The organism is Oscillibacter sp. ER4 (assembly GCF_000765235.1).
GTDB lineage: Bacteria > Bacillota > Clostridia > Oscillospirales > Oscillospiraceae > Hominicoprocola > Hominicoprocola fusiformis.
This window is the reverse complement of the sequence record NZ_JPJG01000033.1, coordinates 71561-86331: the sequence shown is the minus strand read 5'-3', so window position 1 is coordinate 86331 and position 14771 is coordinate 71561. Positions and strand designations below refer to the sequence as shown.

The following is a 14771-nucleotide window of genomic DNA, read 5'->3' as shown; positions in this document are numbered from 1 at the left end:
CCCCGCCGTTGCCCCCTGTACGGCCCTGTGTGCCCTTTTCCAAGGCGGGATGGCATCCGTACACCTGCGGCACCTCCCAGCGGTTTGCGGGGGCTTTGTGCGGCAGTCCCAAAAATGAGCGGTAGCCGTCCTGCGTTGATGGCCTCTCGCCTCCGCTTTTAGCGAGGGTGAACCGAGGGGTCGAAAACAGTGCGGGATAAAGAGTGGGGGTCGCGGAGCGCCCCCCACTCGGCTCACACCGCCCCGCAATGCGGGTCGGGGAACGGTTTTGCGGGGGTCACTTTTCAGGGGATGGAATCAGGCCGGGGGTCACCACGGCTGGAATTGCCCATCACTCCAATGTTTATCCGGAATTAAAACAGGGATATGAGAAGAAAAAGGAGAGATATCCGTATGGATTTTGATCCACTGAGGCAAGATGAAATTTTTCGATATATGCTTTTAGATCGCATGCGGTTGGACTGCGAGTACTACCTCGGTGACGGAGACCATGAGAGCAAATATCTTTGGGAGGGAGATGAACGTGAGCAGATTGAACTCATGAAAAAATTGTGGGACAGTTTCCCGGAGGACGGCAAGCCGGAGTGGTTGACCATGGAGAAGATCCTCAGTTATGAGGAGAGGATGCTCTGTCCCCAAAATCAGAGCATGGGAGGCATCCAGCTTTGAAGTAAGGAGGCCGTTCAAAATGACGAAGCCCTGAACATGCGAAGGTCAGGACATTTTGATTGGAGGAAAGTATGGCGAGGGAAAAAATCAAGTTTGCTCTGCGCATAGCGCCCGAAACGCAGCGGTTGGTCAAAGAACTCTGTGAAAGGGATAACTGCCAGAGCCAGAACGAGTTTATTGAAAAGGCAATCCGTTTCTACGCCGGTTATGTTTCCGGCAAGGAGGCCACGGCGTATCTGCCGCCCGCACTGGTGGCGGCCATGCGCGGGACCGTCCAGGACAGTGAGAACCGCATCGCCCGTCTGCTCTTCAAGCTGGCGGTGGAGGTCAATATGGTAATGAATGTGGTGGCGGCGGGCATGGAGATCAGCGATGAGGATCTCAAGACACTCCGCGCCCGGTCCGTCCGGGAAGTGAAGCAGACCAATGGGCGTATCAGCTTCAAGGACGCCATCGACTACCAGCGTGGCGTGGAATAAGCAACGCAGCCACTCAAATCAAGAGTGGCCGCGTTGTTACAGAGCGAGAAATTCAGTTGGTGTGACAGCCGGAATCACGGAACCGGCAAAATCTTTTTTGTTGCGCGTCAGAATGTAATCGGCCTCGTTCCGCTCCGCCACCGCGTCTACCACGGCATCCTCAAAGTCAGCCATCGGCCGTGAGAGCGCGGTATGGATGTCCAGCCCAGCCACATCCGCAAAGGTGACCAGCTGTGCCAGCTGCGCCAAACGCTCTCTTGCCTGTTGAGGTGACTGGAGCGCCTTCCGCAGCAGATAGAAGATATCAGTGGCGGCGGAAGCAGAGAGCATACACTCGCCATCCTCCTGGATGATCGAGTGGATTGCCTGATAGGAATCTGCGAAAAACGGTTCCCTCCGCTGCAAAATGTCCATCATCACATTTGTGTCCACCACGATCCTCATTGCCTTGCCAGACGCTCCCTTCGGACAGAATCCTCATCCTGAACAGGCGCGCCCGCGGCGATGCCCACCAACTCATCCAGGACTGCCAGCTTGCTGGTGGACGGGCTGGTCAAACGCGCAATGTTCTTTCCATTCTTGGTAATATACACATCCTGCGTGGCGACCAGGTCCAGATACTTGCCCAGGTTGGACTTAAACTCAGTCGCAGTCACGATCATAACGGTTCCCTCCTCCAGATGTTAGTATGGTTTTTCTTATCTTTATTATACGCATATCGAACAATCTTGTCAACAAAATCGCTCGATTTCCTGCTCGATACCGTGTGAAAAGGTGGTGACTGTCTGTGCCTCGCCTGATCTTCAAATGCCCCCACATCAAGGGCGGCACCTCCGCCGCCACCGCACACCTTGAAAACTATGTGAAGTATATGGCCACACGGAGCGGTGCGGAGCGCGTCGATCCGGGACGCAGCGGGTGGCCGGCCACGTCAAACCAGAAAAAGCTGGTGGAACAGATCCTGCAGGACTTCCCACTCAGCCGGGGGATATTTGAATACGAGGACTACGCGGCCGCGCCAACCTGTGCCAATGCATCGGAGTTCATCACCCGCGCTCTGGAGGACAACTATGACCAGATCGCGAAGAAAGATAACTATCTAAAATACATCGCCACCCGTCCCCGCGCCCAGCGCGTCGGCTCCCACGGATTGTTTACCGGCGAGGAAGATCAGCTCGTACTGGCACGGGTGGCGGAAGCGGTTGCGGCCCACCCCGGAAATGTGTGGCTGCCCATCATCTCCCTGCGGCGGGAGGACGCCGCCCGCCTCGGCTATGACAGGGCGGAGGAATGGAAAGCCCTGCTCTCCAAGTATGCTATGGAAATGGCGGCGGCAATGAAGATCCCCTGGGAGGATTTTCGATGGTACGCCGCCTTCCACGATGAGGCCCACCACCCTCATGTCCACATGGTCTGCTACAGTGCAGATCCATCCAAAGGATTCCTGACCAAACAAGGCATCGCCCAAATCAAGTCGGGGTTGGCAAAAGAAATTTTCCGGCAGGAGCTCACAGAGCTCTACCAGAAGCAGACCCAGAGCCGGGACGCGCTGAATGAGGACGCCCGCTGGGTGATGGAACAGCTCATCGAGCAGATGCGGAGCGGCGCAGGGGACAACGACCGTATGGAGGAGCTGATGGAGCATCTGGCGGAACGCCTGCGGCATACCGGAGGCAGGAAGCAGTACGGCTACCTCAAGGCCCCGCTGAAGGCTGTGGTGGATGAGATTGTGGACGAGCTGGCCAGAGATCCCAGAGTTGCCCAAGCCTACGACCTGTGGTACGAGCTGCGGGAGGAGGTACTCCGCACCTACAAGGATGACCTCCCCCAGCGCCTGCCCCTTTCCCAGCAGAAGGAATTCAAGCGGATCAAAAACATCGTCATTGAGGAAGCGGTAAAGCTGGGGGCTCGCCAGCAGGTATTCCATCCGGATGACCAGGGGGACGGCGGTGCTGCGGCGGCCCAGGAAGCCCCGCCGCTGTCAGAGCCGTCCCAGCCAGATGACGGCTGGGGTGACCCAGTGGAATTTCCGCCGGAGTCCGCCCCGGAAAATGACGATAAATTGCAGTACCGCATTGGCTGGAGGCTCCTCTATGGTGTGGGAATTGGCAAGGATGAAGCGGCAGCCAGGGAGTGGTTTGAACGGGCGTCCAAGCTGGGCAATCCCAACGCGCAGTATCAACTGGCCCGGATGATTTTCAATGATCCGTCCGCTACACCGGAGCAGACGGCCCAGGCGTTGGAGTGGCTGACAAAGGCGGCGGAGGCTGGTCAGGACCGCGCCCAATACGTGCTCGGCAAAATCTATCGGGACGGCCAAGGCACGGAAAAAGATATTCAAAAGGCGGTGGAGCTGTTTACGCCTGCGGCAGAGCAGGAAAACAGCTTCGCCGCCTTTGCCCTTGGCAAACTGTATCTTGCCGGTGACGCGGTTTTGCCCAAGGACCCAATGGCCGCGCTGAAGTGGCTCACATATGCCGCGGAACTTGGGAACCAGTTTGCCCAGTACCGGCTGGGCAAGCTGCTGCTCCAGGGGGAAGATGTGCCGAGGGATATAAAAACCGCCATTCACTGGCTCACCGCGGCGGCGGAGCAGGGCAATCAATATGCCCAGTATGCCCTCGGCAAACTCTATCTGCTTGGGAAAGAGATCCCAAAAGATAGGACCAGCGCAACCAAGTGGTTCCAGCTGGCGGTGGATCAGGGTAACGAATATGCTCAATACTTTCTGGAACACATGGATGACCGCCTGGGCCAGCCGCCCATGGCGGCCGTTGTTTCGCTGCTCCATCATCTGGCCAACATCTTCCAGGAACAAAACCAGCCGCCGCCCTCCGGCGGTATCCGGGTGGCGGTGGACCGGAAGCTCCTGCGGAAGATCAGGGCGAAGAAGATCGCGCAGGGGCATAAGGCCGATGACCATGAGCCAGAAATGCAGCTATAGTGAAGGAGGCCTTTTTTTGAAACGGAAGCAAGCAGTCAAAAGTCTGGCGCCGCCGATGTGGACGGAGCAGCCGCGGAACCGGAAGAAACAACCGCGGCGCCCCAACAGGCCCGTCCCATTCCATCGGAAGTGCGGGGGGCGAAATCAGTGAGTTTTCTATGATGGAGGGAGGCATACCATGCCCTATATCCACTTCACAGATGAGCAAAAACTCCGGGCCAACTCTGTCGACTTGGTGGAGTTCCTGCGCCGGCAGGGAGAGAAGCTCATCCCCTCCGGCCGGGATAAACGCCTTGCATCAGATCACAGTATTACTGTTCGTGGCAGTGAGTGGTACGATCATGAGGCTGAGGAGGGCGGCGGTCCTATCTCTTTTGTTCAAAATTTCTACGGCCTGACCTACCCCGAAGCGGTGACCCGTCTGCTGGGCGGTGAGAAAGGCGAAGTGTATGTATCAGCTCAGAAAAAGGAACGGGACGAGCCGAAGGAATTTGTCCCGCCACCCGCCAATCAGACCATGCGGCGGGTGTATGCCTATCTGCTCCAGCAGAGGCATATCAGCCGGGAGGTTCTCAATGCTTTCGCGCAGAAGGGGCTGATCTATGAGAGCCGGGAGCCATCCAAAGACAAGACAAAGGAGTACCACAACGCTGTGTTCGTTGGATTCGATGAACACGGCGCTGCCCGTCACGCCCACAAGCGGGGCCTCTACACCCAGGGCAAGAGCTACCGGAGCAACATAGAGGGCAGTGATCCCCGGTGCAGTTTCCACTGGACCGGGACCAGCGACCGCCTCTATGTATTTGAGGCCCCCATCGACCTGCTGGCCTTTCTGACCTTGTACCCGGAGGACTGGCAGCGGCACAGCTACGCGGCCCTCTGCGGCACGGCGGAACACGCCATGCTGTGGATGCTGGAGAAAAATCCGAATCTGCGGAAGGTCATCCTCTGCCTGGACCACGATGCCGCCGGGATCGAGGCTGCGGGGCGGCTCGCCGATATCCTGCGGGAGCATGGTTATACACAGGTTGCCCCGCTGCGCTCCGAGTACAAGGACTGGGACGAGGATCTGAAAGCGCGGCATGGGCTGGAGGCCCAGCCAGCCGAGGAGCACCCGCAGATTGCGGTGGCGGGGCTCGTCTGCCGGCGGATCGGGGCCAAGTGCCAAGAGGCCCAGCCGGACCGGGCGGTCTATCAGATCCCCAATCTGCTCCAACAGTACCGAAACGACCTTCATTGGGGACGCTTTGACCAGGCAATGGACCGCATGGAGACCATGGCGGCGCTGGCCCTCTCGGTGGTGCTGCGGGAGTGCAAACAGATGGGTACCGCACTGACCACTGAGCAGGGCGGCCGGTTTTTAGAAAGCCACATCCTGCCTCATCAGAACCGGGGTATCCTCAAGAACCGGGCGGATGAGATCGCCATGCAATTCCAAAGCGTATTGGCCAAGAACAATTGCCAGGGTATCCGTACCCAGGCAGAGAAAAAAGAGGTGGCCAGCGCATGGCTGGAGCTGGCCATCTCCTGTGCCAAGGTGCCGGTCAAGTACGAGGCCGACGAGATCAAACGGCGGCAGAAAGAGGAAAAGACCCAGAGGGAAGCTGAGCCAGTGATGGCCTAAGCCTGAAGCAGCAAAGCGGAGGAATGGCTCAGTCCCACTCCTCCGCTTCTTCCTGGCTGCTTGTTTGTCTGCTGAGATATTCTGCCCGCTCCTGCTTATTGGCTGGCCGGGTTGCCTGCTTTCCACAGTCCGGGCATTGCTCCGGCAGTTCCGGCGCCTCAAACAGATAGTAGCAATGGTCACATGCGCAAATCAAAGCAATCACCTCATACCAATTTATTATAGCAGACAAAGCGAAAACTGAACATCCCCTTCTGATATTAAGGCGTAGATATCAAAAGGAGGATCATGTGCCAACGCAAGTTATAACACTTATCGTGGTAGGCGCCATCATGTTTCTCGTGATCGGCGGCCTCGCGTTTCTCTCCCATTACTATACCCTTGACGGAATCAAATCCAAGACTGTGGGCGACGGGCAGCACGGAACCGCACGCTGGGCTACCAAACAGGAGATTCGGCAGACCTATGCCCATGTCCCTTTTGAACCAGAGCTGTGGCGCAAGGGAGAGCATCTGCCGGAAAAGCAGGGCCTTGTCCTTGGCTGCGAAGGGCCCAAAGACCATATTACAGCTCTGGTGGACACCGATGACATCCACGCCATGGTCACCGCCGCCAGCGGCGCCGGAAAGACCGCGTTCTTTTTGTACCCCAACATCGAATATGCCCTCGCCAGCGGGATGTCCTTCCTCTGCACGGATACCAAGGGCGACCTGTTCCGCAATTATGCCGGTATTGCCAAGGACTGCTACGGATACCAAATCGCCGTGTTGGATCTGCGTAATCCCACCCGCTCGGACGGCAACAACCTGCTTCATCTGATCAACAAGTACATGGATATCTATAAGGCCGACCCCAAAAACCTGGCAGCAAAGGCTAAGGCGGAGAAATACTCCAAGATCCTCGCCAAGACGCTCATCAACACCAGCGGCGGCGACAGCGCCCAGTATGGGCAAAACGCCTTTTTCTACGATTCCGCCGAGGGCCTGCTGACTGCCATGTTCCTGCTGGTGGCCGAGTATCTGCCCACCGAGGACGCGGACGGAAATCCCATTGAAAAGCGTCACATCGTGTCGGTGTTCAAGCTGGTGCAGGAACTGCTGGCTCCCAGCCGGGTGAAGGGAAAGAATCAGTTCCAGCTTCTACTGGAAAAGCTCCCGCCTAATCATAAGGCCCGCTGGTTTGCCGGGTCCGCCCTCAACACGGCGGAGCAGGCCATGGCCTCCGTGATCTCAACGGTACTGTCCCGCCTAAACGCCTTCCTCGACTCGGAGATGGAGCAGATTCTCTGCTTTGACACCGCCATTGACGCGGAGAAGTTTTGCAATGAGAAATCCGCCATCTTTATCGTACTGCCCGAGGAGGACCAGACCAAGTATTTTATGGTCAGCCTGATCCTCCAGAACCTGTATCGGGAGATCCTCACCGTGGCTGACGAGAACGGCGGCCGGCTCAAGAACCGGGTGGTATTCTTCGCGGACGAGTTGGGCACCTGCCCACCCATTCAGTCGCTGGAACTGATGTTTTCCGCCTCCCGGTCCAGAGGACTCATGCTGGTGCCTATCGTCCAGAGCATTACGGGACAGCTTCAGAAGAACTATGGGAAGGAAGGCTCTGAGATCATCGTGGACAACTGCCAGGTCAACCTATACGGTGGCTTTGCCCCGGCCAGCCAGACAGCGGTGGAGCTCTCCAAAGCCCTCGGCAGCCGGACGGTGATGAGCGGCAGTATCTCCCGTGGGAGGAATGACCCCAGCCAGTCTCTCCAGATGATGGAGCGCCCCCTCATGACGCCGGACGAACTCAAATCCATGCCCAAGGGCAGCTTTATTGTGGCCAAGACCGGCGTCCATCCCATGAAGGTCAAGCTGCGGCTGTTCCTCGACTGGGGCATCCGGTTCGGCAAGCCCTATGAGGTGCCGGAGAAGGCCCAGCGGTCCGTTGCCTATGCTGACAAGCAGGAACTGGAGGAGTCTATCATCCGGCGCAACTATGGCACTGTGGCCGAGCAGCCGTCGCAGGAAACAACCTCTGCTGCGGGAGGCATGAGTCAGGGTATGCAGGCCAGTCCAGATTCACGCAAGACGGCCTTTCGGCCTTGAGGGAGGGGAACAGAATGAACAGCTTTAGAAATATCTATGCTTCCGATCTGAGCCACAGAGCCAGAAGCGTCTATATGTACCTGAAGGACCGGGCAGACAGCGAGGGTCGCTGCTGGCCGGCCATCAAGACCATCGCACTGGAGCTGGGGCTTTCGCGTTCCACGGTTAAGCGAGCGCTGGACGATCTCGTGAAAGCTGGACTGCTCCGCAAAGATCCCCGCTGGCGGGAGAATGGGAGTCTTACTTCCAATCTGTATCATGTGGTATGACGGAGGTGTCCAATGCTGGTTGAGATCGATTTACTGGATTATTTGGCTTATCAAATGGGATGCGGAGTTCTTTCTGATCTTCGGCTGTCCCAGCAAAGTGAACGGCTGCACAGACTCACTGCCGCGATCCCTTTAGGTGCATGCAGCGAACGGGAATGGCTGGATGCGGCACAGTATTTGACAGGCCATGACTACGCATCAGCACTGGAAGCAAGAAACCGTCTGGTGAGATAGCCTGTAAAAAGCAGACCCTCCCGCCAAGGGGAGGGTCTACATATCATGTGGACCGAGTCCCGGTTCATAATGAACCAACCAGAAGCGCCCACTCTAAGGATTTTATTTAAGACAGAAAATAACAAACAATATCTGGCCTTAAAGGTTATACCGCCTTGCGTTGTGTCCGGCTTTTGAAATTTAATCGTCTTTCTGTGCAGCTGTAATGCCGACAGCAAAACCGTTGACCTCCACGCCATCTTCTGCGGGGATCAGGAGGTACTTGCGCCCGTTGATAATTTGAGTTTCCACCAGGTAACTATACTCTGGATCAGCCGAAATGGTGATCTCAGGCGTCTTGATCTCAAAGCGGCTGCTGTCGATCAGGTTTGCCGGATTCAGGACAACCCCCGAACCAAACTGCTCGCCGCAGTTTTTCTGGAATGCTGCCACCTGTTCATCCGCAATCCCGCAGCTTTGAAGGATTTGCCCTATTTCTGAGGCACTCATCTCCAGAGGTTCCGAACTCCTGCTCTCCCTGTGCTCCTTGATTTTCTCACGCAGCTGTTCATGAACAGTCTGCATCACTTCCAGACTGCAGTCAAACGCATCGCTCAAAGCTGACTGGAATGCTTCCTTCTGCTCAACGGCAGACATCGGCGCTTCCACATGGAAGATCGCGTCAATGAACTCCTGGTGAATTTCATTGGCCTTCCTGCTGTAAAAGAGAGCGTTATAGATATTTGCTGCCCGGTCATCGAATGCCGGGAACAGAAAACCCAGCTCAGGAGGAGCGACGGTTTGCCCGGCAGCACAGTGGAATTCATTGTCACCGGGAAAATATCCCAACTCTACCTTGCCCTCCTTGATGGGGCACACCACACAGACGATGTAGGTGAACACCTCATCCGAGGCATCCGCTTGCAGGGAATCATCCTTGCCCCGATGGGGAACATCGTAGCTGTCACAGGTCAGGAGCAGCAGGTAACTACTGTCCCCCATGTCCAGACTGTCAATTACCTTGTGGTAAAAGGTCTGGCGGGCCTCGTTGTCCTTAAGCTGGGAATCCCGCAGTGTGGTGAGCAGGCGGTGTTCCTCACTGTCCACTACCTGCTGAGTGGAGAATACGATGTCAATGAGGTTTTTCCCCAGGGAACCGGACAGTCCCTTCTTCAAAAGGCTCAAATACTTCTCGGACTCCTCCTGCGGCATCATGCCCAGGGATTCGTCCAGATCGGAAACGATCTCTTTACTGCTGTTGACATAGCATCCATAAACACGGCTGATGGCACTTTTTTCCGGGCGAAAACGGCGCCGCAGCTCATTGATTTCTTTTTGGTTCATTTTTTCCTACCTCGCTTTGTAATCGGAACGGTTAATAACAGACGATGAAATCCATTTTAGTGGAAAGAGCTTGAAATTTCAATAGCCGGAAGTTCTTTCCCCCAAAAGCGCAAAAAAGAAACCGCCCATGTCAGAAACTATCAGAAACTGACTGAGCGGCATATTTTTCATGTCAAACGCCAGTAGGAGCGGTTATTTTCTGATCCAGTCCAGAAAAACAGCTACTTTCTCCAAGTCTTCATCCGGCAGGGCAAGCAGCTTCTTGCCTATGATCCCACGCAGGGAATCCGGATCGTCCATAGGAGCAAAGAAAAGAGTTGGCGTCAAATCAAAGTATTCCATGATGTTGAACAGCTCCCGGAGAGAGGGCATAGAAATTCCATTGGTGATGCTTCTGATGTAGGAGCCGCTCTTTCCAAGCTCCAGGCTCATCCGATGCTCAGAAACGCCCTTCTGTTCCCGCAGCTCTGTGATGCGGTTACGCACAAACGCTTCATAGCGGCGGTTATCGTCCATGATCCTCTCCCTCCAATCTCTACTTATTATTTTAATATAAGGGAGCGGCGCGGGTTCGCACTTAAATCATCAACTTTCGCTTCACACAACGAATAATTAGTGATATAATTATTAAAATTGGCGCGAGTTTTATATTTCTATTATGAATCACAATCAATAAAATATGACTGCGACTGTGTATGAGGGCTGTCAGATGGGAAGCTGCTTTTTTATAGGGCATAGGGAGACGCCGGATCGGGTGTACCCAACCCTGCTTGAAACCATAGAGCGCCATATTGCAGAATATGGCGTATCTGAATTTGTGGTGGGCCAGTATGGAAACTTCGACCGCCTGGTGATCCGGGCACTGTCGCAGATCAAGCGAGCGTACCCGGATATTACGCTGATGCTGATGACCCCATATTACCCAGTCAACAGAAAAGTAGATCTACCGGAGGCGTTCGACGCTCTGTTCTATCCGCCGGATATGGAGACAGTCCCCAAACGGCTTGCCATCGTCCGCGCAAACCGATACATGGTGGAGCGCAGCGATTTTCTCATTGCCTATGTGCGGCATCCGGCCAGCAATGCCAGAGAACTGCTGGAGTATGCCGGGACGGGAAAGAGAAAAGGAAAAATCCACATCACAAATTTGGCTGAGGGGCAAATCCCTCTTCCAAAGAAAACAGATGATGTGATATAATAAATAGTAAAGTTTACCCATTTTGAGATTGGTAACCCGAGGTCTTGCTATGGAAGAAAAATGGGGACAGTCCACGGCTGTCCTGTTCAAATATGAAAAATTGATTTTGGCTGAAGAAGAAACCACATCCGCTGGTGGATGTGGCGTCTCCCTTGCGGCCTTTTCGCGCCCTGCGTCAGCCTGTCCAAGTGACAGCGTGTCGCAGGGCGTTTTTCTATCTTTGGAAAGGAGTCAAAGAATATGAGCCTGAAGTACACCTGCCCCGGCTGTGGGACACCCTTGGGCTATGAGGGATTGTGCTGGAAATGCAAATCTGAACAGGAGCGGAAGGCTGCTCTTGCTTGGACACCGGAACAAATCACAGAAAAGCAAAGAAACCTGATTCAGAACATCCAGCGGCTGGCTGATATGGAGGACCCGGAGTTCACCGACTTCTGGCAGCTGCTGGGGTACCATGATGCCATCACCCCGGAGATTCAGCGGGCGGCACTGGCCGCAGAGGTGTTCTGGCCGTGTGAAATCTATTATCACGCTCCCGCCGATGTGCGGGATGGTCTGATTCATGCGCTGTTGTCTGCGGAATATTCCAGCGCGGCTTCTAACTTGATGAGTTGCCTTGCTATGCAGGGAGATGACAAGGCAATGGAGACGCCGCTGGAGCTGGAGCGAAATCCCCGGCCCTGGCGCAAGGGCCTCTATGTGGACCCATCCAGCTATGCACAGATCGGCGGCTGGACCTTCGACAAAGAGGGCCAGAAAATCCAACTCAACTTCGATACCTGCTATCCTATGGTCAAAGGAACTACCGGCGAGAAATCTCCCGTCCGCATTGGCCGGGCACGGGAGGACACATGCCCCCACTGTGGCGGACGCATGGTGGACATGCTGGTGCTGGATGGCCGGGATGAGCGGCTCCGGTTCCTGGGGCTGGATGGTGTCCTGACTGCCACCTGCTGCCCCAGCTGCGTGGGATTCCTCAAAGGCCCCGCCTTCAACCGGTTCGCTCTGGATGGCGGCGTGGAGGTCTTTCCCTCCGAACTCTTTGACGGAGCGGAGAAGACGGATTGCTATGTCAGTCCCGAGGACTACAAGGCCCTCACGGAAAATCCCTTTGTGCTGGGCAAGATGCCTGTGCCCCTGTTTTACGGCGCGGCCTGTCAGGATGTGAACACCATCGGCGGCTTTGCCAACTGGGTACAGGACGCGGAATATACCATCTGTCCCCACTGCGGGAAACCTATGAAGTATCTGGCGCAGATCCAGTGGGATACGGTGTTTGACTGTGCGGAGGGCACGCTCTATGTGGAATTCTGTCCAGACTGCCAAATCGTATCCATGCAGCATCAGCAAACCTGAGAGGAGACCTTGCCATGAGTTTGCCAAAGCGTGATGGCGTACATGACCGCTACTATCTGATCCACAAGCCGGACACTTCCCCGGAGGTGCTGGCGGAGGCGGATCTCTGCATTCAGGATGTGCTGAACGGAACCGCTCGTGAAAATCACTCCGCCTACCCGACCGTGGTGCGAAATCACAACGGGACACCCTTTCTTCCCAGCCAGCTGTTGGATCGGTATCTGTCCAAACTGCCTTTGAAGGGATTTCCCTATGAGGAAGCTGTTATATTCTGCGATGCCCTGCGGCGGTTGGTGGGCTGGCAGGAGATCCGCTATACATTGGAGAAATACATAGAAAAGCAGGTGCAGGAGCGGTTCTTCCTTGTGGGAGAGCGGGATGATGGCTTTACCGTCTTTCCACCCTGCACCGTGTGGCCGGAATTGCGCCCCGAGGATGTGGATGAAGGCCTGCTGCGCTTTGCCTGCTATGTGGCGGTCTGCCATACGGTGTACGGGCAAAGTTTTGAATCCCTCACCACCGAGCACATCCTCGGCCTGGTCTCCCAGCTTCGCCAAGATATGGTGAAGCAACTGAAAACAGCCGGCAGCGGCAAATTACCAAAGGACATCCAGCAGCGTAAGACGGAGCATTTCACCGCATCGGCCAATGATGCGTTTGCTGCCATCCGAATCACCGCCAAGGACTCCACCGAGGAGTGCTATGCCGAGATCTTGGACTACCTGTGTGCGGTGCTGGAGCAGGAGGAATTCCCCCGCAGTTACTCGGTGGAATTCAGAGGAAAGGAGAAAATCTATCTGCCCATTCCCGGCTTGCCCAAGAAGGGCATCAATCAGCTCTTTGCCTGCGCTGTGCAGCACCCCGATCTGCATCCGGCTATAGAGCGATACGCTCGTCTGGCCATGCGGGAGTATGAGTACTATGAAAACTTTGCTGATGAGTTCTGCGCGATGCCCGGCACTTTCGCTGTGTTCGCTCTGGGGCTGGAGGGAGAACAGTGGGCGCCGCTGGTGGCAGAGTATTTGGATCTCTGCGACGACGAGCACTCCTCCCTGCAAGAGAAATTCCTTCATGCCTTGATCCAGAAGTTCGGTTTCCAAGCATGGACACTGGGCGTATTGGTACGGGGCGCATTGTCCATGCAGTGGCTGAAGCCTGCCAAGGAATTCCGCAGCCTGATTGCCAATGCGGAAAGCCTGGATGCGCTGCTGACAGTCAAGCGCCGCTTTTCCGCTTATCTCCTGCCGGAAGAGGACAAGGACCCGAAATTCCGAGCCATCGCTTGGCAGAGCCTGCTCTGGGCCATCTGGGGCACAGCCTCTGAAAACGGCGGCAGCAAGGTCATCAAGACAGCGCCCAAGGAACTGAAAGAGAAATACCAGCAGGTATTTGCGTAAGGAGAACGCCATGAAAAAGAGAACGGTCAAGGACTTTATTGCCCTGTACGCCCCAGAAGATGAGGAAAAACTGGTACTGATTCAGGACGGTGTCAGCGCGGACAAAACCTTTCTGGATACCTACTGGGCGGCGCATACCCATGCCCTCGCCATGGCGGATGTCCAGACCGGACAGGCGATCTCCGGTCGATGCTACCTGAGCTGGCCGCTGACGGACAAGGAACGGGACGCCGGCGACTATTCCAAGCGGTTTACCAAGGGCCAGATCTACCGGATCAAAGCCCGCGGCTGGAAAGGTGATGCCCTCTACGAACCTCAGTGGTATGTCACGGAGGTACTGGAGGAAGGCGTACCCTGTCCAGCACTGGAGGATATCTGGGCGGAGTACACAAAGCCGATTCTTCTGGAGGACGAAGTGCTGGGGACCCTCACGCTGGATCGTGAGATGAGCATATTCGAGGGGACCTGTAAGTGGATGGGAAAAGAAGTCCGGATCTCGTTGGATGTGGAGATTGAAAAGAAAGCGTCCTGGACCCGTGTCACCAATGTGATGAAGAAACTGGTGGCAGACCAGGAAACCTGGGATAAGTCCCTGCGAGCGATGGCTGCCCAGAAACTCACCGCTCAGGCCAACGAATGGCTGGCGGACAATGACCAGGCCGACCGTGACCCGGAAAAAGACCCCATCACCGAGGATGAGTTTGCCCGGCGCATCCTCCTCACCGAGTTTACAGTATCTCCCGGCGGCCGTTTTACCGCCTGGTATGAGGACGACGATATGTTCTGGGGCCATGTGATCACTGTGGATGGAACGCTGAAAAAAGGCCCCGTTGACGCTGATATACAGGGCTGACAACAACCGTTTACAGGAGGAGGCATCCATTATGTGCGAGCACTGCCGAAACATTCAAATATGGAGAAAATTTGATGCCCCCAAGGACTACCTGGCCTGTATTGCCTATATCCAGCAGTTGGTGGAACAAGGTGAATTTGAACTGATTGCAGAGGAATCCACCTGTCCGCTGGAGAAGGTAAAGAATGAGGATGGGTGGGCAGACGAAATTATGGCTCATATGATTCGGTGCAAGCACTGCGGTCAGATCTTCACCTGTGTAGTCAACACCTGGCGAGGCAGCGGACACTTCAAAAAAGGCAAAGGATGACACGGAAAAGGCGGTG

General features: G+C 55.6%; 17 protein-coding genes. 13 read left to right on the top strand and 4 right to left on the bottom strand.

Features of this window, described 5'->3' with window-relative positions:
- Positions 1-393: 393 nt before the first annotated feature.
- On the top strand, positions 394-669 hold the full coding sequence (locus tag NI20_RS0105860) for an LPD11 domain-containing protein (protein WP_197055363.1): 276 nt from the start codon (positions 394-396) through the stop codon (positions 667-669).
- 71 nt (positions 670-740) lie between these two features.
- Positions 741-1148, top strand: a complete 408-nt coding sequence (locus tag NI20_RS0105855; protein WP_033120503.1) for a hypothetical protein — start codon at positions 741-743, stop codon at positions 1146-1148.
- Between the two features lie 36 nt (positions 1149-1184).
- Here the strand turns inward: NI20_RS0105855 and NI20_RS0105850 are convergent, their stop codons facing one another.
- A complete protein-coding gene (locus tag NI20_RS0105850; RefSeq protein WP_197055362.1) occupies positions 1185-1580 on the bottom strand; it encodes a PIN domain-containing protein in 396 nt (131 codons plus the stop codon).
- 8 nt (positions 1581-1588) lie between these two features.
- A complete protein-coding gene (locus NI20_RS0105845; RefSeq protein WP_033120501.1) occupies positions 1589-1810 on the bottom strand; it encodes a type II toxin-antitoxin system Phd/YefM family antitoxin in 222 nt (73 codons plus the stop codon).
- Between the two features lie 125 nt (positions 1811-1935).
- Between NI20_RS0105845 and mobP3 the strand changes: the two genes are divergently transcribed.
- The 5 genes from mobP3 to NI20_RS0105820 all read left to right on the top strand — a co-directional run bounded on the left by mobP3 (position 1936) and on the right by NI20_RS0105820 (position 8318).
- On the top strand, positions 1936-4092 hold the full coding sequence (gene mobP3, locus NI20_RS0105840; protein WP_033120500.1) for a MobP3 family relaxase: 2157 nt from the start codon (positions 1936-1938) through the stop codon (positions 4090-4092).
- 178 nt (positions 4093-4270) lie between these two features.
- Positions 4271-5716: a DUF3991 and toprim domain-containing protein gene (locus NI20_RS0105835; protein ID WP_033120499.1), complete on the top strand. Its 1446-nt coding sequence runs from the start codon at positions 4271-4273 to the stop codon at positions 5714-5716.
- A 290-nt stretch (positions 5717-6006) separates the two neighbouring features.
- Positions 6007-7815: a type IV secretory system conjugative DNA transfer family protein gene (locus NI20_RS0105830; protein WP_033120498.1), complete on the top strand. Its 1809-nt coding sequence runs from the start codon at positions 6007-6009 to the stop codon at positions 7813-7815.
- 14 nt (positions 7816-7829) lie between these two features.
- Positions 7830-8084: a helix-turn-helix domain-containing protein gene (locus NI20_RS0105825; RefSeq protein ID WP_033120497.1), complete on the top strand. Its 255-nt coding sequence runs from the start codon at positions 7830-7832 to the stop codon at positions 8082-8084.
- 12 nt (positions 8085-8096) lie between these two features.
- A complete protein-coding gene (locus NI20_RS0105820) occupies positions 8097-8318 on the top strand; it encodes a hypothetical protein (protein ID WP_033120496.1) in 222 nt (73 codons plus the stop codon).
- Positions 8319-8498: 180 nt separating this feature from the next.
- On the opposite strand, the gene NI20_RS0105815 is transcribed toward NI20_RS0105820, so the two are convergent.
- Both NI20_RS0105815 and NI20_RS0105810 read right to left on the bottom strand, forming a co-directional pair.
- The gene (locus tag NI20_RS0105815) at positions 8499-9641 is read right to left on the bottom strand and encodes a DUF4317 domain-containing protein (RefSeq protein ID WP_033120495.1); all 1143 of its coding nucleotides are present in this window, start codon (positions 9639-9641) and stop codon (positions 8499-8501) included.
- Positions 9642-9833: 192 nt separating this feature from the next.
- Positions 9834-10157: a helix-turn-helix domain-containing protein gene (locus tag NI20_RS0105810; protein WP_006876442.1), complete on the bottom strand. Its 324-nt coding sequence runs from the start codon at positions 10155-10157 to the stop codon at positions 9834-9836.
- A gap of 193 nt (positions 10158-10350) precedes the next feature.
- Here NI20_RS0105810 and NI20_RS0105805 point away from each other — a divergent pair, with 193 nt between their 5' ends.
- From NI20_RS0105805 to NI20_RS0105785, 6 genes are read left to right on the top strand one after another with little or no spacing between them, the layout of a single operon-like run.
- Positions 10351-10839 (top strand): hypothetical protein, encoded by a 489-nt coding sequence (locus NI20_RS0105805; protein WP_033120494.1) that lies wholly within the window; start codon positions 10351-10353, stop codon positions 10837-10839.
- A gap of 49 nt (positions 10840-10888) precedes the next feature.
- Positions 10889-11083 carry a hypothetical protein gene (locus NI20_RS14525; RefSeq protein ID WP_081958389.1) on the top strand — a complete coding sequence of 65 codons (195 nt, stop codon included), beginning with the start codon at positions 10889-10891 and terminating at the stop codon, positions 11081-11083.
- Complete coding sequence (locus NI20_RS0105800) at positions 11080-12195, top strand: hypothetical protein (protein ID WP_033120493.1); 1116 nt, start codon at positions 11080-11082, stop codon at positions 12193-12195. The genes NI20_RS14525 and NI20_RS0105800 overlap by 4 nt, the downstream gene beginning before the upstream one ends.
- A gap of 14 nt (positions 12196-12209) precedes the next feature.
- Positions 12210-13592 carry a DUF6138 family protein gene (locus tag NI20_RS0105795; RefSeq protein ID WP_033120492.1) on the top strand — a complete coding sequence of 461 codons (1383 nt, stop codon included), beginning with the start codon at positions 12210-12212 and terminating at the stop codon, positions 13590-13592.
- A 10-nt stretch (positions 13593-13602) separates the two neighbouring features.
- Positions 13603-14445 carry a DUF2262 domain-containing protein gene (locus NI20_RS0105790; RefSeq protein ID WP_033120491.1) on the top strand — a complete coding sequence of 281 codons (843 nt, stop codon included), beginning with the start codon at positions 13603-13605 and terminating at the stop codon, positions 14443-14445.
- A gap of 31 nt (positions 14446-14476) precedes the next feature.
- A complete protein-coding gene (locus tag NI20_RS0105785) occupies positions 14477-14755 on the top strand; it encodes a hypothetical protein (RefSeq protein WP_033120490.1) in 279 nt (92 codons plus the stop codon).
- Positions 14756-14771: the final 16 nt, after the last annotated feature.